Origin of the sequence: Photobacterium proteolyticum, assembly GCF_001939735.1 — a bacterium.
Lineage (GTDB): Bacteria > Pseudomonadota > Gammaproteobacteria > Enterobacterales > Vibrionaceae > Photobacterium > Photobacterium proteolyticum.
Window position 1 is genome coordinate 36,508 of sequence record NZ_MJIL01000048.1, and the last position, 24,228, is coordinate 60,735.

Sequence of the window (24,228 nt, forward strand, 5' to 3'; positions counted from 1 at the left end):
GTCTGGCTTAATTACCGAGCCAGATAAACGTCTTCTCCCGAGCGGATCCCTGCCGCATTCGCTTCATCGGTGTCGATATGGAACTCCAGCGCATACGAAGGGCTGACTCGCACCACCACCTGCTCGAATACCACGCCGCAACCGCCACCAGCACGCACCTTCACCCGCTGGCCGTTCTCGACCTGAAAGCGAGCGGCGTCTTGTGTGCTCATGTGGATATGGCGCTGGGCACAAATCACTTTCGAATCGAGATGGCAGTAACCCGCCGCTCCGACCAGCAAGGCATCTGCCGAGCCAGTCAGATCGCCCGACTCGCGAACAGGCGCCTTGATACCAAGGGTGTAACAGTCGGCTTTCGAGACCTCGAGCTGCGTTTGTGGCCGGGCCGGACCCAGCACGCGTACACGCTGGATCGAGCCCTTAGGGCCGACGATAGTGACGCACTCTTTGGCTGCGAACTGACCCGGCTGCTTGAGCTCCTTGATAGGCGTCAGCTGATAGCCCGCCCCGAACAGCGCTTCGATGTCCTGCTGGCTAAGGTGAACGTGGCGGTTTGACACCCCGGTAGGAATGCCAAGCTCCGACACCGCACCTGCCATGACCGAGCTCAATACCGCTGCTTCCTGTCGGCAGCTCGGCGGCAGTTTCTGCTCAATCTGTGCCATTAACGTTGCGCTGATCATTTGCGTGGTCCTTGTTTACGGGTTCGGGTAGAGCGCTTCGCCGCCAGTTTTTCGCCAGTCGCCTTGCGGCTTGTTTCTGGCTTAGGCTCTGTTTCCTGTGCAGCTTCTGGCCCTTTAGTGGCTGTTGGCTCCACCTTTTGTTCAGGCTCTGGCTTTTGCTCTGACTTAACCAGCACCTCAGGTGCAGGCTGCGCCTTTTCCGGTATTGCGGTATCGGCTTTCGGTGCAGGGGTATCGGCTTTCGGTGCAGGTTCACAATCTGCATCGGCAACCGGCTCCGGCTGGGCTGGTGATGTGTTTTCCAACATCGCCAGCACACTCTCGTCAGGGCGGGCAATCACCAGTGACGCCACGACGCCCTGCGCTGCCTCGACACCGTTTTCTACCGCCGCCGATATGGCACTGATCTCGCCGTGAAACATCACGGACACCAGCCCCGAACCTATTTTCTTGTAACCCACCAAATTGACAGCTGCCGACTTGCAGGCCGCATCAGCGGCGTGAATGGCAGGCGTCAGACCCCGGGTTTCTATTACGCCCAAACTGGTCGTCATCGTTTCCTCCTTAATGTCGAACCAAGCGGATATCGAAATCGAACTGGGTAAAGAAGGCGCTTAACTGCTCTAGCTCTTCGTCGCTATAGCCAAGGTCTTGGGTGATTGGGTAAATCATGTCGAGCTTGTCGTATTTGGTTTTGCCAAACTGGTGGTATGGCAGCACGTCGATACGCTGGATGTTGCCGCGCTTGGCAAGCTCCATGACATAGCTGAATGCCCCGGTGATCGAATCGTAAGAGTCGTTGTAGCCGCGGATCAAAGGCATACGGATCACGATGTTGGCGCCAATATCGACCAAATATTCGAGATTGCGTTTTACTCCTTCGTTACCAATTCCGAGCAACTGACGGTGCTGGTCGGTATCAATTTGCTTGATATCAAACAGGAACAGATCCGTACAGGTGGCCAGCTTCTGGTAGCTTTCCAGGCTGGTGGTGCCCTGGGTTTCAATCGCGGTGTTGATCATCTGCTTTTTGCATTCGGTCAGCAGTGCCGTGGCGAAATCCGCCTGCAGGCTCAGCTCGCCGCCGCCCAGAGTCACCCCGCCGCCGGAAGACATGTAGAAGTCGTAATCCTGCATGATGATTTCCATCAGCTCGGAGACCGTGACATCTTTGCCCATCACATCCAGCGCATCGCCCATGCACACTTCTTCACACTTACGGCAGCCAATACAGTCCACCGTCCGGTTGATCTTGTGGACTGCCTTGCCGTCCGCACCGGTGCTCATCATGTGCACACCGGCAGGACATACCTGGGCACATTTGCCGCATGCGACACACTTGTCCTGGCTGAACATCACCTGGAACTTGCTGCTCAGCCCCTCGGGGTTGGCACACCAGTCACATTGCAGGTTGCAGCCCTTAAAGAAGATCAGCGTCCGAATGCCGTCACCGTCATAAATGGAATATTTCTGGATATTGAATATCCGTCCTGTTAGCTCTGCGTCTTTGCTCACTTGTGCTATCCCAGTCATTGTTATTTCTCCTCACTTCGCTCGCGCTTAGTGGCTTTATAAGGGGCCTTGCGGCCCCTTGGGCTGGGTTAGAATTTTTCCAGTACGGTACGGCTGATGATTTCGTCCTGAACTTCCTTACAAAGCTCGACGAAGTAGGCGCTGTAGCCGGCAACACGCACGATCAGGTCGCGGTATTTCTCTGGCTCCTGCTGGGCCTTCTTCAGCACTTCGTTGTCGACGTAGCTGAACTGCATCTGGCCGTTGCCGAGAATCGAAGCGGTTCGCAGCAAGGTGATCAGGCCGTTCTTGCCTTCCGGCGTATCGAGCAGACCTTTGAGGAACTTGAAGTTGTGCACCATACCGATGTTCATGGTTTCAACGTTCATCTTGCTCACCGACTTGATGATCGCCGTCGGGCCCTGCTTGTCCGCACCCTGAGTCGGGCTGATACCGTCAGACAGCGGCATCCAAGCCAGACGACCGTTCGGTGTCGCGTTGGTCAGTTCACCAATCGGGGTGTTGTTAGAGATAGACAGGGTGCCGTGGCTCAGACGCGAATAAAGCATCTCGTACTTGCCACACTCACGCTCGGTCCACTCGGTGATATCCAGCGCGAAATCATCGGCGTAGTTATCATCATTACCGAACTTAGGTGCGTTCAGACAGTCACGGCGCAGCTCTTCGAAACCTTCGAAGTTAGCCAGCATCGCATCGCGCATTTGCTCCAGGCTGTACTTCTTGTCTTCAAATACCAGCTTGCGGATCGCAGCCATTGAATCGACGTATGTTGCCAGGCCAGAGAAGATCAGACCCGGACCGTAGTTGACCACGGCACCACCGGCACTGACGTCTTTGCCCTGTTCCATACAGCCTTCCACCAGCAGTGACATCAGCGGCTTAGGTGCCACATCGCGGTGCACGCGCTGGCTGATCACCGTACCGACGGCAGACAGTTTGACGATATGGGCGATTTGCTCCTTCACCGCCGCATCGAATGCGTCGAAGGTTGTCATGCTATTCAGATCACCGGTATCCAGGCCCTGATGGCTATCGAACAGCACCATGCGGCCGCGGTTCAGCACGAACTCAATCGCGATAGGCCACTGGGTGTAACCAGTAGAGGTCCACTGGTAGATACGGCCAGATTTCTGCGGCTCTACACAGCCCATCAGGCAGTAGTCACGGGCATCTTCGAAGTCGTAGCCTTTGCGCAGCATCATCTTGATGTGCGAATCATCGAAGTGACACGCCGGGAAGCCCATACCCGCCTTTACGACATCAACGATTTTTTCCATGTAGTGCTGTGGCGACTGGTTGTGAATACGACACGCCAGCGACGGCTGGTACACCTTCACAAAGCGCACCGCATCCATGATCAGCAGGGTCAGATCATTGGTCGCATCACCGCCCATACGCTTCTGACCGCCAACGGTCAGGTTGATGAACGGCTGGTAACCGGCGAAGTACTTCGCGCCCAGCTCGCTCGACATCCACATCAGCTCGGCACACTTGATGATAAAGGCCTGCATCATCTCCAGAGCTTCTTCCTTGGTCAGGCGGCCTGACTCAATATCCGCCTGGTACATCGGGTAGCAGTACTGGTCAAGGCGACCCAGTGACAGGCCGGTCTGGTTCTCTTCCACTTCGAACAGTGACTCCACCGTCCAGATGCTCTGCAGCGCTTCCTGCAGGGTCTTCGGCGGGTTGGCCGGAACGTTTTCATTGGTTTCAGCAATGGTGAACAGCTCGGCACGGCGCGCCGGATCGGTTTCAGTCAGTGCCAGTTCGCGGGCATGGTTAGCCAGACGCTTGGCGTAGGCCATCACACCTTCACAGCTTTCGATAGACGCCTTGTAGAAGTAGATCTTGTCGATGTCTTCCGGGTTTTCCATGCTCAGCTGAGCCAGTTTTTCCTCGGCATCGGCCTTGATGCCGTTCATACCCTTGGTGAACAGCAGGACGTCGTAACCCGGACAGGTATCGCCACCACCGTTGATCTGGTGGTAAGACAGATCACTGACGTAAGTCTCGCCGCTGAACTCCCACAAACCGGCTTCGCGGTACTGGGCTTCACAGATCTCATCTAAAGAGCGGCCTTCCCAGAACGGTACGATCTCCTCGCGGATCACCTTCTTGTCTTCTTCGGAGATCTCGAACGGATCCTGCGGACGGGTGCTCATGGTATCAAGCTCGTCACGAACCCAGCGCCATGCGATATCCGGCGAGAAGGCACCGGCACGTGGCTTACCACATGGGTGGCCGACAATCAGCTCGTCGTCCTGGATCAGCAGCGGTGCAGTTTCACAGGCCACGCGGAATGCCTTGGCACGTAGCAGAATTGGCGGCAGGCCCTGGTGCTGCTTGGTCACCTCGGTGAATGCCAGTGCACGGTAGATAGATACACTCGGACGGGCTTTCAGGTAGTTCTGGCGCAGGCGCTGCATACGCGGTGTCAGGCCTTCCATCTCTTTGACTTCAGACTCGGCGGTTGTTGCAATCTGCGGAGCCGCTGCAGTAACTGGTGCACCACCGGCCTGGTACAGGCGAACCGCCAGTTTGCTATCAAGGCTTGCCAGGTTGTTACGGGCAGCCAGCAGCATCTTGGACAGATCGTTGATCAGCAGCTGGCTGTCTTCGAAACGGCCGCCCTGTACCATCCAGTCGAACATCGGGTAACCGTCAACGGCTTTTTCAGCACGCACTTCTGACAGCTCGCTCAGTTTCAGCCACAGGCTTTCGATAACTTCATAGGCCTGCTGCTCGGTGATCACACCGGCCTGCAGATCACGCTGGTAGTAGCTGTATAGCGCCTTGTCGAAACCGACTGCACCCACGGCGTAGCCACCGTTGTCCAGATGCATCATTAGCTGGAACAGATAGAAAGCCTGACAAGCTTCCTTGAATGTCTGAGCCGGTTGCGCCGGTACGCGGCGAAGGATCGCAGCGGTTTCTTTCAGCTCGGCCTGGCGGTACGGGTGAGTTTCCGTTGCCGCCATGCGCTCCATTTCGGCAGCCAGTTTGTTGGCCAGCGCCACGGCACCGTTGCAGGCAAAGATCATCGCCTTACCCTGATTGACTTCGTCCATGCCGCTGCGGCTGATCGCGCTGCCGATGTTTTTCAGGCGCATCTCGATGTGCTGTTCCAGTACCTGGAAACCAGAGCTGATCACCGACATGTAGTCAGGGCTGTTGGTTTTATCGCAGTTAAGGAAACCAAATACAGACTCGTTGTTCAGTTCGTCTTCGGTGTGGAAGATTGCACCGCGGGCCTGAGACGACTGGCTGCCGACAATCAGTTCGTCCTGACCGATATGAACAGGCATCTCAGCCATTAGCTGGGAAAACTGATGGGCATTTTTGACCATCGGCGGCATACCGGCGATATCGTCGCCCATTGATGCCAGAATGGTTGCACGCTCGGCGCTAATAGTACTTTTTTGCGCAAGCAGTCTTTCCGCCAGCATTTTTACACGCGGCGTAAGGGAATAGTTGGCCATAATTCAGCCTCTCCTAATAATATGTTTCACTGTCGGCCGGGCCTGGACGGCCCGCCGTTTCGATATTGGATTGTTGTGCGCTATGGCATTGCCTAGGTGTGGGCAATACCTGCAAACGCTTGTCGGTATAGGGTTTCCAAGTGGTGGGTGTTCACCTCACGCGGATTGGTCGGGGTACAGCCATCTTTCAGCGCCGGACCGACCAGGTCGGGCAGCGAGGCAAAGAACGCCTGCTCGGCCACCTCGCAGTCGCGGATACCTGCCGGCATATTCATCTGCTCTTTAAGCACATCAATCGCCACGATAAGGCTCATCACCCCTTCTCGCGTAGAACGGCTCGGCAAGCCAAGCTGCTTGGCCAGATGGGCATATTTTTCTGCCGCCAAGGTCTGGCAGTCGCCGTGCAGGTTGGCGTTAAAGGCCACAACATGCGACATCATCAGGGCGTTCGCCCGTCCATGCGGAATGCCAAACACACCACCCAGCGCGTGGGCCAGGCTGTGGGTGATCCCCAACGAGGCATTGGTAAATGCCATGCCTGCAATGCACGAGGCATTGTGCATTTTCTCCCTTGCTTCGAGGTTGCTGCCGTTCTGGTAGCACTCAAGCAAGTGGGCAAAGACCAGCTGCACGGCCTTTTCGGCCAGGGCATCGGTAAAATCAGACGCCATCGTCGAGACATAGGCCTCCAGCGCGTGACACAGCACATCCATCCCAGTATCGGCGGTAATGCCCGCAGGCACCGACTTCACCAGTTCAGGATCTAAAATGGCGTGATCCGGCAACATAAACTCGTCGACCACTACCCACTTTTCGCCCTTTGACTTAATCACCGAAAATGCCGTGACTTCCGAGCCCGTACCGCTGGTGGTCGGGATAGCGACAAAGCACGGTTTTTTCGCCAGCTTGCCACTTTCCCACAGGGTGTAGATCACCCCTTTCGCCGCATCGATCACCGAGCCACCACCCAGCGCGACAACCACATCCGGCGCATCGGCATCCATCTGCTTCATGCCGTTGACGATGACCGAGATGTCCGGATCCGAGGTCACATCGGCAAACAGGCTAACCACCATCTGGTTGGCAAGCAGACGCTGGCGGACCATGTCGGCCATGCCAAACTTGACCATCGCCTGATCGGTCACGATCAATGCGCGCTGACCCGTCAGTGTGCCCAGCTTGTCTAGGGCGCCGTTGCCAAAATGGAGCGTCGGCTTAATCTGAAATTCATTCATGCGCTCTGTTATTCCTTATTTGTCCTGATGGACTTTTTCCACGATGGCAACGATTGACATGGCCTTGTACTGCTGTTTGTGCAGCGCAAAATATTCCTCAACCAGGACCAGGTCACGAATACCGGCCCCCACACTGTCGACGGCTACATAGGTGCGGTCCTTGATGGGCTCGAGATCGTCCCCCAACGCCGTTACCAGCAAGAGGTTGCTGCCTCGTAGTTCGTCATTTTTCTGCGGGGCGACGACATGCCCGGTTACCTTTGCGAGAATCATAGTTTTGCCACCTTCTGTTGCGTTGCTACCGGTTAGGACGCCATGCGACCCATCACCTGCTTGATGATGCGCTCGACATTTTCTTCCGTTATGTCACGACTAGCGTCACTGCCGACGCCAGTGCCAGCGTCATTGCAGGCCGGTGCCGGAACACCACAGCCAAAACGGTCATCCGCCGATGTTGTTGCTGCAGGTGCAGCGACAGGTGCCGGGCCACCGGTAAAGCGCGTGTCTTCGAAGATGCTGGCCGGGGCACTTGCAGCCACAGCCGGAGCAGTAACAGGCGCAGCTTGTACTGGCTGTGCTAGCTGTGCCGCTGGCGCGATAGACGCTTCCGGCTGGCGAAGATCGTCAATATTGCAGACGCCGTAGCCGACCTTGCGGACGTTCAGCAGGTTCATCGGACCGACGTTATCTGAGCTCGAGCCGCCGCCAAGAGCGCCGCAACCTAGGGTCAGAGCCGGGATCAGGTTGGTTGTCGCACCAATGCCGCCAAGGGCTGCCGGGGTGTTTACCAGCATCCGGAATACCGGTTTTTCCAGTGCGAACTGGCGCACGATGTCCTGGTTCTGGGTGTGGATCACCAGGGTGTGGCCCATGCCTTCGTTGGTCAGCAGTTCCACCACGCGGTCACACGCCGAACGCCAGTCTTCCTCGATGTACAGGCCCAGTACCGGGCAGAGTTTTTCACGGGAATACGGGTTTTGATGAGATACGCTATCCTGGCGCGAAATCAGTACCTTGGTATTGGCCGGTACACTGAAACCGGCAATCTCTGCCAGTGATAGTGCGCACTTGCCGACGATAACCGGGTTAATCATGCCGTTCGGACGCAGCAGGATATTCGCCAGTTGTTGCGACTCCTGCTCATTCATGAAGTAAGCGCCCTGAGCCAGCAGCTCCTGGTGCACCTGCTCATAAATGCAGCGTTCTGCTATGATGGATTGCTCGGACGCGCAGATCACACCGTTGTCGAAGGTTTTACTGGTAATGATGTCGCTGACAGCCTGCTTGATATCGGCGGTACGCTCGATAAACGCCGGGCCATTACCCGGACCACCGCTGATTGTCGGTGTGCCCGATGCGTAAGCCGCACGAACCATGCCTTCGCCACCGGTTGCCAGGATCAGCGAGACATCTTTGCTGTGCATCAGCTCTTTGGTCGCTTCCATCGTCAGCAGCGTCACGCCGTCAACGATACCGGCAGGGGCTCCGGCTTCCATGGCGGCACGCTTGACCAGCTCAATCGCTTTCTGACTACACGCCTTGGCATTCGGGTGCGGCGAGAAGATGATCGCATTACCGGCTTTGAGCGCGATCAACGTCTTGTAGAAAATCGTTGATGTCGGGTTGGTCGACGGAACCAGCGCGGTGATCACTCCAAGCGGTACACCCACTTCCATCACCTTGTTCACCGGATCATCGGAAATGATGCCAACTGTTTTGAGCGGCTTGATATGCTCGTGCACCTTGGTCGACGCAAAGGTGTTCTTCAGTACCTTGTCCTGCCAACGCCCGAAGCCAGTTTCCTCATGGGCCAGTTTCGCCAGCTCTTCGGCATTGCGAGCCGCTTCGGCCGCAATGTGCGCGACAATACTGTCGACTTTTTCCTGCGAGAACTGCGCAAACTGAGCTTGAGCCTGTTTGGCCTGTTTTAGCAGCTCACGGGCTGCCTGGATGGATTGTAAATCCTTGTCTAAAGTCATGATCTCTAGTCCTTCACTAATGCGTGAATGAGGGGAGGAAGGATTGCCTTACAACGATTGGGTAAGGCAAACTCGCCCCGGCATCTTGCACAGCGGCAACGTTAGGCCTTGTGCTGGGATGCAATTTTCTCGATGTCATTGTGTGGGCGGGCAATCACGCGAGATGACACCACTTCACCCACTTTCTGAGCCGCTTCAATGCCTGACTCAACGGCAGCGTTTACCGCACCGACATCGCCTTTCACCATGACTGTAACCAGACCGGAACCTACATTTTCATAACCAATCAGCTCGATATTGGCGGCTTTGCACATGGCATCAGCAGCTTCAATACTTGGAACCAAACCCTTTGTTTCGATAAGACCAAGTGCATCTTTCATAGAACTTTCCTTTTATTCAGTCACGGTGTACTGAGAGACAATTTTTTCGATATCGTTATGCGGGCGGGCAATCACCAAAGACGTGACAACCTCGCCAACGCGCTGCGCCGATTCCACACCGGAGTCCACTGCAGCCTTCACCGCACCGACATCACCACGGACCATGGCCGTTACCAGGCCAGAGCCCACGTTTTCATAGCCGATCAAATCTACGTTGGCGGCTTTGCACATCGCATCAGCGGCTTCGATACACGCAACCAGTCCCTTAGTCTCGATAAGCCCTAAAGCATCACTCATTGTCAGATCCTCCGTTAACGCTCTTATGCTTTGTGTTTAATAACGATTTTGTTGATATCGTTATGCGGACGAGCAATCACTAGCGAAGTCACCACTTCACCCACGCGCTGTGCCGATTCCACACCAGAGTCAACCGCCGCTTTCACCGCGCCGACATCGCCTTTCACCATCGCTGTTACCAGACCTGAACCGACGTTCTCGTAACCGATAAGTTCTACGTTTGCTGCCTTGCACATTGCATCTGCAGCTTCTACACAGGCAACCAGCCCTTTTGTTTCAATCAAACCTAATGCATCACCCATATTTATTTCCTCCGTACATAGGTCTCGAGTAAGCGTTATTGAGAAAAGGCCTCCAGGCCTTTTTATGTGGTTTTCTTATGGTTTTATTGGCCTGTTCCAACCACGAAAAACACTATATTCCTCATCAAAAACAAATGGCATTAAACTCCAAGAATATGGGCAACTTAGTTGTTTATTCTTCTTCAAAGGCGAATTCACGCCCTGATTCACAGAACTATCCTGATATTTATCTTTTGGCGATATTGGCAATTAACCTGAATAAGCAGCAAAAACGGAGCTAAATCACAGTAATGACAACCTTCGTTATAACCGAATAGTCAGCATGGAAATTCCGGCATGTTTACCCGGAGAAAGTGTTGCCAATGAGCCAGGTCAAAAGCTAAAGCGGAAATAAAAGCAACAGAGAGGGAGTAAACATTCACCAGAGAGATGAATTAAAGAACCAAAATAGAAGTAGAAGTAGAAGTAGAAGTAGAAGTAGAAGTAGAAGTAGATAATTAATTTGAAGGGGTAAGCAAGGAAGAGTTTATACCGAAAGTCGGCCGGAATAATAAATAGCCGTCGACAACCAGTAGATTATTGACGGCATTTACCACTTAGAGATTAAGCCCTAGATATAAAGGCAATTAATAACTTGAGATTGAATAATACAAATAAGAAAGAACAGGGCGCTCTATTTGTCACTTAACGCACAGACAAACAACGGCGAGTTGATCGAGCTCAGCAATACGGTTCTATAGCTAAGCTTTTCGACTTTGATCAGCAGTTCATCATGGCTGTCAGACATTTCACGCATAAAATAATCAAACAGCACATCGGGGGATTCATCAATTGAGGATTTGGTCGAAGACCAGCTATGGACCTGATAATGGCGTTCATACCCTGAGACACGCTCACTGGTATAATCGAACTGAACATATCGTTGCAAATACAGCCAGCCCGCTTTGGAATCGGAATAGCCCTCGACAACCAAGGAGCCTTTGCCACGGTCGCCAAAGCGAAAATGAACATTCGCATTCACGGTTTCTGTCACCGTGTCTTCGAAGTGCATGATCGCCCGTGCCGTACAATTCAGATCACCAGATTGCGAGGGGATCACCTTTGAGACAAAGGGCAAAGTACAGAGGAAAAATAAAATCAGCGCGTAGAGAAAAAAAATCTTACCGCTTTTGCGTGTTAGCATTATTTCTTCCAAGAATAATAAAAATAGTTATCACAGTAGGCGTAGGGGTTATTTTCGTTTTCGGCACATCGCGCAATGTAGGTTCGCCCTAACCCATTGCTTTGCAACTTATCCCCATAGAAAAAAATGAATCTTTCATGCTTGGCACAAGACAGACCCAGCTTGTCACGCACCGCTTTGAAGTTGGTGACGTATTTATCTCCCATCGCACTGTTTATCATCAGTTCAGGCGAAAAGAGCTCGCACAGACCACTCTCGACCTCAGTCAGGCTGACAATATGCAGCGAGCGCTCGGTGATGATGGCCGTCCAAAGCAAGCCCAACGCCGCGATAAAGAGTGTTGCACTGGCAATCATCCAGTTCCGTTCCTGCTGCTCGGTTTGAGGCGGAAACTCTTGCTCCTTGATGCCTTTTACCAATGGTTCGGGGGCTATCTCTTTGTCATCACTCGCCTGCTGCAACAAAGGGTGCAGATGATTATCATCAATAACCTCAATCACCAGCTCGGGATTAAACTCCAGCCGCCCACGCGGAATGGTTACAATCACATTTTCAATATTGTAGCTGCGAAAAGATTTTCTCAACAAACTCAGGTACTGATTCAAATTACTGTTTGATGAAATAAGACCGTTGTCATCCCATACCTTTTTCATCACTTCATCGCGCGTCAGCACGCCCGGGTGCTGAATTAAAAAAAACAATAATGCATTGGCGGTAATAGAAAGCTGAGTGTCATCTGCTGCTTGTCCTTCAAGCTTTAGCGTGCCATCTATTGCATCGTAATATAGAAACCCATTTATTTTATACTTCATTGGTATAGGCTAATTCCGCTCAAAATGACCGCAATTCCCCGTATCCTGACGCCTTTCCATGACAATAAAATATACAACTGCCACCAACCCTGTATTTATCAGAGTAAAAATGGACCCGTGGATAATAACAATCGCAGAATCTAATTGGAGTGGGGAAATAATCGAAGGTGAATCATACCGCCGGGATGAGAACTCTATTTTTGATGCAGATCAAGAGAAGCTGGTCAGACAAGATCACATCGCTCTATTATGTCTACCAAGTCACATGAAACTATTCACACTGACTGAAAAATAATCCACCGGATATTTATTTTCTATAATGAAATATATCAATATTCTTTATTGTGAAAAAATAAATGATATAAGCGGTTATCGAGTTAGTGAACGGTGGCTAACAACTCTTTTTATTTCCACTCGATATTTTCAACATTATAACTTAGCTGTTACTTTTGCTGATTGTACTTAAGCAACCTCAAGAAGCTCGTTTCATGGCCCAAACCTCGATAGAGATTTACCAAAACGTATTTAGCTGTGATGGCAGCGTCAGGTTGACCTGCAACGCAATCATACCCTGTCAGCATCATTACGGCTTACCTCCACCAGCAAAATCAGCGTGATGAAAAGCGCTTAACGCGCGATGAAATCACCCGCTTCAGCGTAATAAAGCCAAAGAAAATAACCTTGAACCAGCACCGAGCCGAGCCTCATTTTCTAGCCCAATTTATCCGAGCTGGAACATAGAGCACCCTATTAGCACAAAAAGATCATTAAAAACATGGTCTTATATTGATTGATCACTGTTTTTCCCAACGCCTGTTGTCATACATTGACAACAGGGCATGAACGTTCAGCGATCTTGCTTCCAGTTTCTTGTTTACCGCCTGATCTTATTTCGCCGTTAGAAATTTGTTCCATTTTTTACCCATCACTACAAATAGGTATATTCCTTTAACGAAATCAATCGCACTTTTTATGCTTCATAGCTCCCTTCGAAATCGTTATCAGTAAAATAGTTTATAACTTTTAAGAATGCCATTTGCATTTAAATTCTGTGAGCAGGAAGCTAGAGATTATGGAATATTTAGAGAGAATTAAGCGATTAGCTAAAATCCAGGGGATCAGCCAAAAACAACTTGGCGAGGCTTTAGATCTTCAGCAAGGTACAATGAGCCGCAAACTATCGGGCAAGTACGGTATCGAAGTCCGTGAGCTTGAAAAAATTGCGCAGACCCTGAGCACGTCTATCAGCTACCTGCTTACCGGACAAATTGATACCGGTACTCAGGCCACAACGGCGATCTCCGACGAGTCGACCCAGGGTTCAACCAGCACCTATATCCCGATCATTCACCGCAAGGATTTTATTTCCTACAGCCAGGGCGGCTCTGTGGATGTCGTTAGCAAACGTGCCATTCCGCAGCACCTTGATCGCGAAGAGTGCCTGGGGCTGTTGGTCGACAACGAGAACATCTCCCAGTGTGCTCCGGTAGGCAGCTACGCGCTGGCAACACGCAAGGCTTCATACCGTCCGAAGCAACCGGTTTTTGCTTCTGTACGCGGCAGTGAGCCGGATTTCTACCACATGACCCAACTGGCAGACGGTGTTGTTTTTTCAACCTCACAGCCAGATTTTCCGAACCTGTTTGTGAATAACGACGAGTTCCAGATCCACGGCTATATCATCCAGTCTGACTGGGCATACGACCGTTAAGACTTATCTGTCTATTTACGTGACTTCATGCTGGCAAACCGTAAAATAGCCGGGTGGAGGTAATCGTATGTCATCAGTTATTGTCGCCTCAGCGAACCCGGCCAAGATATCGGCCGTCGCTGAGGCTTTTTCAGCCGCATTCCCAGATCAGACCTTCTCTTTTGAAGGGATCAGTGTCGCCAGCGAGGTTCGCGATCAGCCAATGTGTGCTGACGAGACCCTGTCCGGTGCCCGCAACCGAATCACCAATGCCCGCCGCAGCAAACCTGATGCCGACTACTATGTCAGTATCGAGGCCGGCATCGACGGCAACTTCACCTTTGCCTGGATGGTGATAGAAAACGCCTATCAGCGGGGCGAATCCCGCTCTGCCTCCCTGCCGCTGCCACCCGAGGCCCTGGAGAAAGTCCATCAGGGGATCGAGCTGGGTGATGTCATGGACGAAATGTTCAACCAACACAACGTCAAACAGCAAGGCGGGGCAATTGCCATGCTGACCAACCATAAACTCAGCCGCAGCTCGGTCTACCAGCAGGCACTTATCCTGGCCCTGATCCCGTTTATGAACCAGGAACTCTTCCCGGTATAAAAACCAACCGGTGCCTGGCTTCTAGGTACCAAGCTTTTAGGTACCAGAATTCTAGGTACCGGGCTTCTATAAGAAAGCAGATATAAAAAACCCTGCCGAGTGGCAGGGTGATGTGTCCATGCAGCGCACCAGCGAAAAGCTGGTACTACGCAATCAAAGCGCCTTCTTGGCACTCTGCTGTTGCAGCAAATCAGACAACCAGGCTTTGGTCTCATCATCGTGATGCTTCAACTCATTGGATCCGCGGGTGATCGTCGCGACACCCACTCCCAGCAGTTCACTGATCTTACGCTGGCTGCGATCTCCATTTAACAGTTCATAGAAAATATTGATGCGGGACAGCAGCACCGTGCGCTCATCCGGTGTCAGCAGCAATTTCAGCAAGGTATCGTCTTTTTGCTCGGTCGCGGCCTGATGCAAAATATCGATCACCTGCTGCCAGTCAGTAAATTCAGGTGTTTCTGGAGTAGAAGACATTTAAACCTCATCAATGAGTACAGTTCTCAGTCAGGATTCTACCGCGTTCTGGATACGCAACCAAGCCAAGGTGACATATCGACTAGTACATGGCTTCTAATTCATTCGGCTTAAGCAACGGGTTTTTATCGCCGGTCAGATCGCCATAGTAGACTTCAAACATCAGAATGTTCTGCACATAGCCCCGGGTTTCGGTAAACGGGATCGCTTCAATAAACTCAAACACATCCAGTTGTTCATCGGTTTCCTGACGCCAGCGTTTCACCCGGCTCGGACCGGCATTGTAGGCCGCAAAAGCAAAGATGCGGTTGTTGTCGTAACGCTCCAGCATCATCTTCAGATACCCGCTGCCGAGACGAATGTTCACCCCGGGATCAAACAGGCTTTTCTTACCCTTGTAGTTACGTCCGAGCTTTTGCGCGGTCTCCTTTGCCGTGCCAGGCATTAGCTGCATCAGGCCACGCGCGCCGACCGGTGATACCGCCTCGACATTGAGGGCACTTTCCTGACGGGCCAGTGCCATCATCGTCGTAGCAGGCAAATCCCGTTTCTTGCTGAAAAAGTCGAACCACCATTTATGGGCTATCGGGAACCGCAGCTCGACATAATCCCACAGCTGACCGGAGATCGTCGCCTGCACCGCAAAGTGATGCCATTTGTTGGCCGCAGCATAGGTGGCAAGCATCACCACCTCGTCATTATTCATATGGTCAAGCAGGTAGTGCCATTCCCTGTCCGCCGCAAAAATCTTGTCCAGTGCAATCAGCTCTTTGATCCGCCGCAGTGTCTTGCCGTACTCGTAGGTCAGCGACATCGACTGGTTAGGGTTCTTGACCGGATAGACAACGGGCTTGTTCAATACCGTGGCAGCCGCAGCACTGTAGAAATCACGCTGGCCGAGAATAGAGCGGTACAGCTCCTCGGCAGCGGCCTCATTCCCCGCTTTGGCCTGTAACTTGGCACGCCAGAAGGTCCAGCGCGTCGATGCCTTGTCCGCCTCGGACAGACGATCTATCCAAAGCCCGGCTTCTTTCCAGTCTGCCTTGCGAATTGCCACCCGGATCCGGCGCTCCAGCAAATTGGTACTGTTACTGGTGGCCACCTTGTCATCTCGCCAACGCAGTAACGCCTCGTCATCGGTAGAGAACAGCCGGCTGGCAGTATAGTCGGCCAGCAACTGGCGCTTGGCCTTGGAATAATGCTGACCGTCCATGGTGCGCTGGTATTGCTTGACGGCTTCCCTGACATCTTTCCGTACCAGACGCTTGTAGGCCAGTACGGTCAAGCTCTGGTTAAACGGGGTTACCTTGCTGCGTTTGGAAAAAGCCGCCACGCCATCGGGATCATCGTACAACGCCAGTACTTCTCTCCCTTTGGCTTTCCCGCTTCCCGACAGCTGCTTGTTCAAATACTTGAGGCGATTTCGGTGGCCTTCTTCATACACCAGCAACATACGATCGAGGATCAGGGTATTGGTTCTCTGGCCTGCTTTCTGCCACTTGTTCAAAAGCGGGTCGCAGGCATCACTCAGCGACTTGCCAGTCAGCCAGAGTGACTCCGCACCCTGCCAGGCCACTTCGGTATTGCCCAGTTTGCTTTGGGCATAGTAATAGTGGCACTTCAGCACCTCCCCGCGGGGCGGCATCGGCTGCACCTCGACAAAGTTCTGCCAGCGCTTGGTACCGGCCAGGTACTCAAGATAACGGGACTTGATGGTGGTACTGAACGGCAGATTTTTGTATTCCTCGATGAAGTCTTCCACCTGCTTGGGCGTCTTCATAAACAACAAACGAGAAAAGTCACGATAATCGAGATAAGGGGTAAGAGGGTAATCGTCCAGCTTGTCCCTGAGCTTGCGGTACTCGTCGATATTGTCCTCTTCCAGCGCGATACCGGCTTGCTCATACCAATCGCGCTGCTGCTCAAGATCGGCAGCCAAAGAGGTGGGGACGGCAACTATGCCTGCTGTGATAATTACAACCGAGAATGCTTTACGAAGAAAATAGCCAATCACAACACAATCCTATTCTGGCCCTGCCAGCAGTGCCAGATCTATCCAATACTATGCTTATTTGCCTGAACAACAAGTGATAACACGATCCAGTAACAGGCTGGTATTTATTCATCTTAAACGCTAATTATGAACAATGCTGTTAAACTTATGTCCAGAACAGGTAAAATACCCCTCCACTTTATATTAGAGATTGCAAACGGATATGGCTGAATACGTCTATACCATGTCGCGCGTGGGCAAAATTGTTCCGCCTAAGCGCCAAATTCTGAAAGATATTTCCCTTAGCTTCTTCCCTGGCGCCAAAATTGGTGTTTTGGGCCTGAACGGTGCCGGTAAATCTACCCTGCTTCGTATCATGGCAGGTATCGATACCGATATCGAAGGTGAAGCTCGTCCACAGGCAGGCCTGAAAGTCGGCTACCTGCCTCAGGAGCCGGTACTGGATGAAGAAAAAACAGTCCGCGAAGTGGTTGAAGAAGCGGTATCAGACGTTAAAGAAGCGCTTGTACGCCTTGACGCAGTTTACGCCGCCTACGCCGAGCCGGATGCCGACTTCGACGTGCTGGCCAAAGAACAAGGTGAGCTGGAAGCCTTGATCGAAACCAAAGACGGCCACAACCTGGATATGCAGCTAGAGCGTGCGGCCGATGCACTACGCCTGCCTGAGTGGGATGCCAAGATTAAGGTACTGTCCGGTGGTGAGCGTCGCCGTGTGGCTATCTGCCGCCTGCTACTCGACAAGCCAGATATGCTGCTGCTCGATGAGCCGACTAACCACCTGGATGCAGAATCTGTTGCTTGGCTGGAACACTTCCTGGTCGACTACAACGGTACTGTCGTGGCAATTACCCACGACCGTTACTTCCTTGATAATGCTGCTGGCTGGATTTTGGAACTTGACCGTGGTGAAGGTATTCCGTGGGAAGGTAACTACACCTCTTGGCTAGAGCAGAAAGATGCCCGTCTGAAGCAAGAGTCATCGCAAGAGAAAGCCCGTCAGAAAACGATCGAGAAAGAGCTTGAGTGGGTTCGCCAGAATCCGAAAGGCCGTCAGGCTAAATCAAAAGCACGTATGGCGCGCTTTGAAGAGCTTAACAACAACGATCACCAGAAACGTAACGAAACCAACGAGCTATTTATCCCGCCAGGTGAGCGCCTGGGTGATAAGGTGCTTGAAGTGAGCAACCTGACGAAGTCATTCGGTGACCGCGTTCTGATTGACGATCTGTCTTTCAGCCTGCCGAAAGGCGCTATCGTCGGTATCATTGGTGCCAACGGTGCGGGTAAATCAACCCTGTTCAAGATGCTAAGTGGCGTTGAACAGCCAGATGCGGGTACGATCGAACTGGGTGACACAGTCAGCCTGGCGTCGGTTGACCAGTTCCGCGACAGCATGAACGACAAGAACACGGTATACCAGGAAATTTCGGAAGGTGCGGAAATCATCCGTATCAACAACTTCGAAATCCCTGCCCGTGCTTACGCGTCACGCTTTAACTTCAAAGGCAGCGATCAGCAGAAACTGATTGGCGATCTGTCCGGTGGTGAGCGTAACCGTGTTCACCTGGCGAAGCTGCTTAAAGCCGGTGGCAACATGTTGCTACTCGATGAACCGACCAACGACCTGGACGTAGAAACCCTGCGTGCACTGGAAGAGGCGCTGCTTGAATTCCCTGGCTGTGCCATGGTTATCTCGCACGACCGCTGGTTCCTGGACCGTATCGCAACGCACATTCTTGATTACCGTGACGAAGGTCAGGTTAACTTCTACGAAGGTAACTACACCGAGTACACAGACTGGCTGAAGAAAACGCTGGGCGCACAAGCAGCCGAGCCACACCGTATCAAGTACAAGCGTATCTCCAAGTAAGGGCCATCCCCTTTATCTTGTCAAAAGGCTGCATAATGCAGCCTTTTTGTATAAATAGCCTCTGCAATCAGACATTTCAATTGATCTCACTGCCGGACTAGCACATTTTTGTGATCCGATTCCTGGAGAAATGTCGCATTTCTCATTACACTTAAGTTACTAATAATCAAAAAAGTATTGTTATGGCTGAACGACGTCACTTCATTCGCATTCTTTACCGAACTCCGGCTAAGCTACAGCAGGCGCAGGAACAGTGGTCTGCCGAAGTACGTGATCTGTCGCTACAGGGGATTCTGCTAACCTGCCCGCCGGACTGGACACCCAGACCGGAGGAGAACTACTGCATCAGTTTCTGCCTGCATGACTGTGACATCGAGCTGAAAATGGATACCCGGCTGGTGCATCACGACAGCGACTATCTGCGCATGCAGATCCTCCATATCGATATCGAAAGCGCCAGCCACCTCAAGCGCCTAGTCGAACTCAATATCGGCACGGATGAACTATTACATCGAGAACTAGAACAACTGGCTGATTTAAAAAAGCACCTTAACGAGTAGTAGTCATTCACCATGTCAGAAAATATCTGTATCTCGGCCTCAGATCACCGAGGCACCTCTCATTACTTGATCAATCGCTTCAAGAAGCGCTACCTAGCCCTGACGATGAGCCTGATCCTGACCATCATTGTGGCCGGCAGCTTCAGTGTCTATCAGCTCTATCAGCAGAACCTGCTTTCCAGCCAAAGGCTTAACGAGCTCAACCTCCAGACCAAGCAGCTCACCACCTCGCTGTCTGAAGAAAATGCGGCCAACCAGGCGCTGACCCAGGAGCTGGCTACCAAGAAAGCCGCCCTTGGCATGCTGACCCAACGTATCGATGACGTCGAGATCATCCTAGGCCTGCAAACCGGTGACGGCGATGCACTGCCGCTGGAGCAGCGCGTCGACAGCGCCGCAATCAGTTCGGCAGTCAGGGGAACGCTCTTCAGGCTGCTGCCAAACGGCAGCCCGACGCCGGGGATCCGGATGTCGTCAGGCTTTGGTACCCGAATCCATCCGGTGACCGGAAAACGCAAGCGCCACCGCGGGCTCGACTTTGCTGCCAATACCGGCACACCTATCTATGCACCGGCCGATGGCGTTATCGAGGTCACCCGACCGAGCAACAAGGGATCGGGAAACTTTTTGAAACTAAACCACTCGCTGGGATTTGCCACCACCTATTCCCACATGAGCAAATTCAATGTCAAACGCGGTAAGTTTGTTCGCAAGGGTGATCTTATCGGTTGGTCGGGAAATACGGGGCTGTCGACCGGTCCGCACCTGCACTACGAGATCCGTTTCCTCGGCCGGGCCCTGAACCCGCGCCCGTTTGTCGAGTGGACGCCGGAAAACTTCGAATCCTTGTTTGAAAAAGAAAAAACCGTGCAGTGGGCCTCACTGCTGGAGATGATCAACAATGTGGTCTCGATGCAGGTCCAGCTGACCCACGCTCCGGAGCCGCTCACCCCAATCGAAACGGCGAGCAATCAGGCACTGGCTTCTGGTGAGCAGCGCAAACTGTAACGGGCTGATTCAAGCAGATACAAAAATACGAGAGCCGAACTGGCTCTCGTTTTATATCAGCTACAGCCAAACAACTACGACCAACAGCTACATGGCAACGCGCTCAAACGCCGTCAGTGCCTCCTGCAGATCTTCCACCGCAATGATTTCGATCCCGTTAACCTTCCGGCTGGCATTGGCCTTTGGCACGATAGCACGGGTAAAGCCCTGCTTGGCCGCCTCACGGATCCGCTCAAGACCGTTGGCTGCCGGACGAATATCGGCATTGAGGCCAATTTCGCCGAACACCAGGACATCCTGCGGAATCGGGGCATTCTTGAAACTGGAGAAAATTGCCAGCAATACGGCCAAGTCCGCCGAGGTTTCCTCGATCTTGATCCCGCCGACACAGTTAACGAAAATATCCATGTCCGAGAGCATCACCCCGCCATGGCGCGCCAGAACCGCTATCGACATCGCCAGACGGTTGGAGTCATAACCTACCGTCAGGCGGCGCGGATTCTCCGTCACCGAGTTATTACACAGCGCCTGTACTTCCACCAGCAAAGGGCGCGTTCCTTCCCATAGCGTGGTACACACCGAACCGGCGTGGTTCTTGTCGGAACGGCTCAGGAAAATCGCCGACGGATTTTTTACCTGCTTCATACCGGTTTCCGTCATCGCAAAAAAGCATGACTCGGAATCGGCACCAAAACGGTTTTTCGAGGTCCGTAACACCCGAAACTTCTCATCCGATGTTGATGACAGTGCAAACAGACCATCCACAATATGGATCAGCTGCATCGGACCGGCAACATTGGAATCTTTGTTGATATGGCCAACAATAACGAAGGTCACCCCCTCCGTCTTGGCAAAACGGGTTAGTGCTGCCGCCGACTCTTTCACCTGACTCGGACTGCCCGCTGCCGATTCGTTATGGGCAACCGTCATGGTCTGGATCGAGTCAATGATCACGAACTCCGCTTTTTGCTGGGTCACATGATTCAACACCTGCTCAACGGAGGTCTCGGCAACCACGCTGATCTTATCGATATTCTGAGTCCCCAACCGCTTGGCACGCTGCGAGATCTGATGAATGGATTCTTCGCCCGACACATACAGGGCAGATTTGTCTGCCGCTACCGCGCCGATGCTCTGCAGCAGCAGGGTCGACTTACCCGCACCGGGATCGCCGCACAGCAAAAGAACTGAGCCCGGTACGATACCGCTTCCCAGCACGCGGTCCAGCTCGGAGATCCCGGAGCTGAAACGGGGAAGATCTTTGCTCTCGACTTCAGAGAGCTTCTGAATTTTTGTTGCAGCCCCGGCATAACTGCTTGTGGCGGCCTGAGCCCCGGTCCCGATTGCCGAGCGGGTCTTCGGAACGGTAAATTCTGTAATGGTATTCCAGGCGGCACAGGCACTACACTGCCCCTGCCATCGAGGAAAATCCGCACCGCAATCACTACACACATAGGCACGCTTTGTCTTGGCCATGTTTCCCCTTTACTCGTTGATCGTCAGCACACTATTTGCTGCAGGAATAACTTTACTGGTACATCCAGCAAGAAATACTAACGACAGACTAAACTTTTGCTGCAAAATGCAGATAATAGACTAAGGACTAATGTATCAGAAAGAGCTATGTTGCTGGACGATTATAAAGGATTGATTGAACAACTTATCCCTGTCTATGACAGTGAGGATTTTGAGGACGTCTTTCAGATGATGACCCAAGAGGCCAGTGGCCCGGCCCGGCTCCAGATCAAAATGGAGCTAAACCGGATCATGGCCCCGTGTCATCAGCTTGTCGATCTTCGCGGCCGGGTCAAGGGGGAATGCCGCCCCTATGAGTTAAACGGCCTCAAACACTGGCTCGATGACGTTGCAATCAATACCTATCACAAGCGGATCAAGGTCTTTGGCGGCAAGTATCGAATCGGGCTATACGAAGCCCTAATGAATACCCGCAACAACTTCCGCGTCCTCCACCAGCAGGAAAAGCAAGATACCAATACCGCAGAGCAGCCTCAGCGAGATACCCAGTTTGATGCCAACCTTATACGCTTTGGCCACTACCTGACCCGGGGCGAGAACCGTCTTCAAATCACCACCCAGGTCAACCTGGCACTGCCATTCAACCAGTCGGTTCACGGCGTGACCTCAGATTTGTCCTACTCCGGCGCCAAATTCAAGGTACCGGCGGCATTTAAGTACAACCTCGGCCAGACCATTGTCGCCAAGTTTCCGAAAATGGCCGAGAAGTTCAATGATCCCCGGCTTGACCTCGGTACCGAATACCGAATTCTCGGCATTGATGACCACAAGGAAAATGACAGCTTCAAGTGGCTGCGGCTTAAAATCACCAGCGACAACACCGTCATCAAACAGGCGATTGACCGCAGCCAGCAAGTCTTGCAGCGCCGTACCCGCAGAAACCATGAAGACAAGGTTATTCAGGTCCGGACCAAGGGGTATGAACACTGCTACCTCAAGCACACCACCAGCATGCCGCTGTTTTTTGCCGGTGACGAGCTGAAGTATTGCCTGCTAACCGATCATAACCGGCACATCTGGGATAGCTGGCATGATGAGAGAAACCAGCCGGTCATCAACCACCTGCTTTCCAAAGAGCGCATGGCCAGCCTTGGCAAGGCGGGGCTCAAACAGTGTAGTACCTTAATTTATAGCTTCGCTCACGAACATGACCGTAAGCACTTTTTCTACTCGGCCGCCTTGCCGGAAATGAGCATAGAAGAACGTCACCTGTTCTGGCACGTCGGGGCAACCAGAAAAAGCTGGCAGGTGACCCGCCTGACCGTTCACCCTATCAGTGAAGAAGACCTGAAACGACTGCAGGATATTGCCCCCGAGATGTTTGACCAGCTGAGCAAGCTGACCCACATCGGCATTTTGCAGGATATCACCAATGAACAGGCGCAGCAGGACTACCGCCTGCCGGTCAAGCCCAAGCTACCGGGCAAAGCCCTCCAGGCCTTCCGGCACGTCAGGAACCCGGTATCGACAGCCAAGGCGATCTATTTTGATCCCAAGCCTCAGCGCAGCGAGTCGCGGTTTAAGTTCCAGACCCCAATCGAACTGCATCACCCGGACTTTCCGGCTGTTACCGGTATTACCCTCGATTTCTCGATTCGCGGCCTGAATATCGATCTCAGCCAGCCGCTCCCTATCAAGCGCGGCGATGAAGTCACCATCAAGTTTGTCGATCTACTCAAGCTCGACAAGAATGCACCGCTTAGCCATATGCCGTATAAGGTGGTCAGGGTAAGCCCAGACTTTAGCAACATCCAGCTCACCACAGGCAGCGGTGACTGCGCATTGAAGGGAGAGCAGTTTCTGCGTCGCCTGATCCAGCACAACGAAAGCAAGTTCAAGCTGCTGGAAGAGATCCTCCCGACCGGCGAGCTGCTATTGGCGATGCACCAGATGCTGCTAACCCGCCTCAACTGCATTCCGTACTTTACGGAAAAGCTCGACCACAAGATCAAGGTCAAGGCCATCGGCTGCAACTTCCCGATACCGGCACTGCCGAAACTGTTCAACCAGGTCGCCGGCGGGCAGGATTACTCGCTTGAGCCTCTTTTCAAAAACCGCCTCAAGCGGATGCTGGCCGAGACCATGCGCCCGGTCGAGATCCGCAAACCCTATGTTCACGAACTCTATCTATGGATTGAGAGAAAGGGCAATACCATCACCCGCCTGGACAGCAAACTCACCGAAGAGTTTGGCACCATTGACGAACGGATCAATTTCATCAAGGGCGCCAAGGCTAAAGGGGTATTCATGGCACTGCGGGTAACGGCCGTGCCGGTGCTGAATCCGATGACGGCCCTGACCGGTATCGAACTCGGTGAACTGGCCCGAATGGCTCTGCACCGTGCCCGTGCGCTGGAAGTAGAATTCAACTCGCTCATCGGCTGTGGTGAGATTTATGATATTACCGATGAAGTGCAGATAAGGCTGGAAATCGGTTAGAGGTACTAGGTACTAGGTACTAGGTACTAGGTACTAGGTACTAGGTAGAAGATACAATAAGAAAGCGAGAGGTGTACGCCTCTCGCTTTCTTTTAGCCCAAGGCTATGTAATAACAACCTAAGAAATTAAGCTCTTCCTAG

General features: G+C 52.7%; 20 protein-coding genes and 1 pseudogene. 6 read left to right on the forward strand and 15 right to left on the reverse strand.

Annotation, left to right across the window (positions count from 1 at the left end; translation table 11 throughout):
• Nucleotides 1–11: 11 nt before the first annotated feature.
• From BIT28_RS04630 to BIT28_RS04690, 12 genes and pseudogenes are all read right to left on the reverse strand, one after another.
• Complete coding sequence (locus BIT28_RS04630) at nt 12–683, reverse strand: phosphate propanoyltransferase (RefSeq protein ID WP_075762475.1); 672 nt, start codon at nt 681–683, stop codon at nt 12–14.
• Nucleotides 684–997: 314 nt separating this feature from the next.
• Nucleotides 998–1,237: pseudogene (locus BIT28_RS29915) on the reverse strand (BMC domain-containing protein); the annotation flags it as partial.
• A 10-nt stretch (nt 1,238–1,247) separates the two neighbouring features.
• Nucleotides 1,248–2,216, reverse strand: a complete 969-nt coding sequence (gene cutD / locus BIT28_RS04640) for a choline TMA-lyase-activating enzyme (protein ID WP_075762477.1) — start codon at nt 2,214–2,216, stop codon at nt 1,248–1,250.
• A gap of 68 nt (nt 2,217–2,284) precedes the next feature.
• Entirely contained in the window at nt 2,285–5,695 is a 3,411-nt protein-coding gene (cutC, locus tag BIT28_RS04645) for a choline trimethylamine-lyase (protein WP_075762478.1), read from the reverse strand.
• A gap of 92 nt (nt 5,696–5,787) precedes the next feature.
• The gene (locus BIT28_RS04650) at nt 5,788–6,930 is read right to left on the reverse strand and encodes a 1-propanol dehydrogenase PduQ (RefSeq protein WP_075762479.1); all 1,143 of its coding nucleotides are present in this window, start codon (nt 6,928–6,930) and stop codon (nt 5,788–5,790) included.
• 15 nt (nt 6,931–6,945) lie between these two features.
• A complete protein-coding gene (locus BIT28_RS04655; RefSeq protein ID WP_075762480.1) occupies nt 6,946–7,203 on the reverse strand; it encodes a EutN/CcmL family microcompartment protein in 258 nt (85 codons plus the stop codon).
• 32 nt (nt 7,204–7,235) lie between these two features.
• The gene (locus tag BIT28_RS04660) at nt 7,236–8,909 is read right to left on the reverse strand and encodes an acetaldehyde dehydrogenase (acetylating) (RefSeq protein ID WP_217696616.1); all 1,674 of its coding nucleotides are present in this window, start codon (nt 8,907–8,909) and stop codon (nt 7,236–7,238) included.
• A 101-nt stretch (nt 8,910–9,010) separates the two neighbouring features.
• Nucleotides 9,011–9,289: a BMC domain-containing protein gene (locus tag BIT28_RS04665; RefSeq protein ID WP_075762482.1), complete on the reverse strand. Its 279-nt coding sequence runs from the start codon at nt 9,287–9,289 to the stop codon at nt 9,011–9,013.
• A 12-nt stretch (nt 9,290–9,301) separates the two neighbouring features.
• Nucleotides 9,302–9,586 (reverse strand): BMC domain-containing protein, encoded by a 285-nt coding sequence (locus BIT28_RS04670; RefSeq protein ID WP_075762483.1) that lies wholly within the window; start codon nt 9,584–9,586, stop codon nt 9,302–9,304.
• Between the two features lie 23 nt (nt 9,587–9,609).
• A complete protein-coding gene (locus tag BIT28_RS04675; RefSeq protein ID WP_015670698.1) occupies nt 9,610–9,888 on the reverse strand; it encodes a BMC domain-containing protein in 279 nt (92 codons plus the stop codon).
• Nucleotides 9,889–10,561: 673 nt separating this feature from the next.
• A complete protein-coding gene (locus tag BIT28_RS04685) occupies nt 10,562–11,071 on the reverse strand; it encodes a FidL-like protein (protein ID WP_075762485.1) in 510 nt (169 codons plus the stop codon).
• Nucleotides 11,071–11,883: a winged helix-turn-helix domain-containing protein gene (locus BIT28_RS04690; protein WP_075762486.1), complete on the reverse strand. Its 813-nt coding sequence runs from the start codon at nt 11,881–11,883 to the stop codon at nt 11,071–11,073. The genes BIT28_RS04685 and BIT28_RS04690 overlap by 1 nt, the downstream gene beginning before the upstream one ends.
• A gap of 1,072 nt (nt 11,884–12,955) precedes the next feature.
• Between BIT28_RS04690 and BIT28_RS04700 the strand changes: the two genes are divergently transcribed.
• Nucleotides 12,956–13,594, forward strand: a complete 639-nt coding sequence (locus BIT28_RS04700; protein ID WP_075762488.1) for a helix-turn-helix domain-containing protein — start codon at nt 12,956–12,958, stop codon at nt 13,592–13,594.
• A gap of 67 nt (nt 13,595–13,661) precedes the next feature.
• A complete protein-coding gene (gene yjjX / locus BIT28_RS04705) occupies nt 13,662–14,183 on the forward strand; it encodes an inosine/xanthosine triphosphatase (RefSeq protein ID WP_075762489.1) in 522 nt (173 codons plus the stop codon).
• A 153-nt stretch (nt 14,184–14,336) separates the two neighbouring features.
• Here yjjX and trpR read toward each other — a convergent pair whose 3' ends face one another.
• Complete coding sequence (gene trpR, locus BIT28_RS04710) at nt 14,337–14,660, reverse strand: trp operon repressor (RefSeq protein WP_075762490.1); 324 nt, start codon at nt 14,658–14,660, stop codon at nt 14,337–14,339.
• An 82-nt stretch (nt 14,661–14,742) separates the two neighbouring features.
• Complete coding sequence (sltY, locus tag BIT28_RS04715) at nt 14,743–16,674, reverse strand: murein transglycosylase (RefSeq protein WP_075762491.1); 1,932 nt, start codon at nt 16,672–16,674, stop codon at nt 14,743–14,745.
• Nucleotides 16,675–16,876: 202 nt separating this feature from the next.
• Here sltY and ettA point away from each other — a divergent pair, with 202 nt between their 5' ends.
• From ettA to BIT28_RS04730, 3 genes are all read left to right on the forward strand, one after another.
• The gene (gene ettA, locus BIT28_RS04720; RefSeq protein WP_075762492.1) at nt 16,877–18,544 is read left to right on the forward strand and encodes an energy-dependent translational throttle protein EttA; all 1,668 of its coding nucleotides are present in this window, start codon (nt 16,877–16,879) and stop codon (nt 18,542–18,544) included.
• Nucleotides 18,545–18,726: 182 nt separating this feature from the next.
• Nucleotides 18,727–19,104: a PilZ domain-containing protein gene (locus BIT28_RS04725; protein ID WP_075762493.1), complete on the forward strand. Its 378-nt coding sequence runs from the start codon at nt 18,727–18,729 to the stop codon at nt 19,102–19,104.
• A 12-nt stretch (nt 19,105–19,116) separates the two neighbouring features.
• Nucleotides 19,117–20,112, forward strand: coding sequence for a M23 family metallopeptidase (locus BIT28_RS04730; protein ID WP_075762494.1), 996 nt, complete (start codon nt 19,117–19,119; stop codon nt 20,110–20,112).
• Between the two features lie 87 nt (nt 20,113–20,199).
• Here BIT28_RS04730 and radA read toward each other — a convergent pair whose 3' ends face one another.
• Complete coding sequence (gene radA, locus BIT28_RS04735) at nt 20,200–21,588, reverse strand: DNA repair protein RadA (protein ID WP_075762495.1); 1,389 nt, start codon at nt 21,586–21,588, stop codon at nt 20,200–20,202.
• Between the two features lie 147 nt (nt 21,589–21,735).
• Here radA and BIT28_RS04740 point away from each other — a divergent pair, with 147 nt between their 5' ends.
• Nucleotides 21,736–24,087, forward strand: a complete 2,352-nt coding sequence (locus BIT28_RS04740) for a PilZ domain-containing protein (protein WP_075762496.1) — start codon at nt 21,736–21,738, stop codon at nt 24,085–24,087.
• Nucleotides 24,088–24,228: the final 141 nt, after the last annotated feature.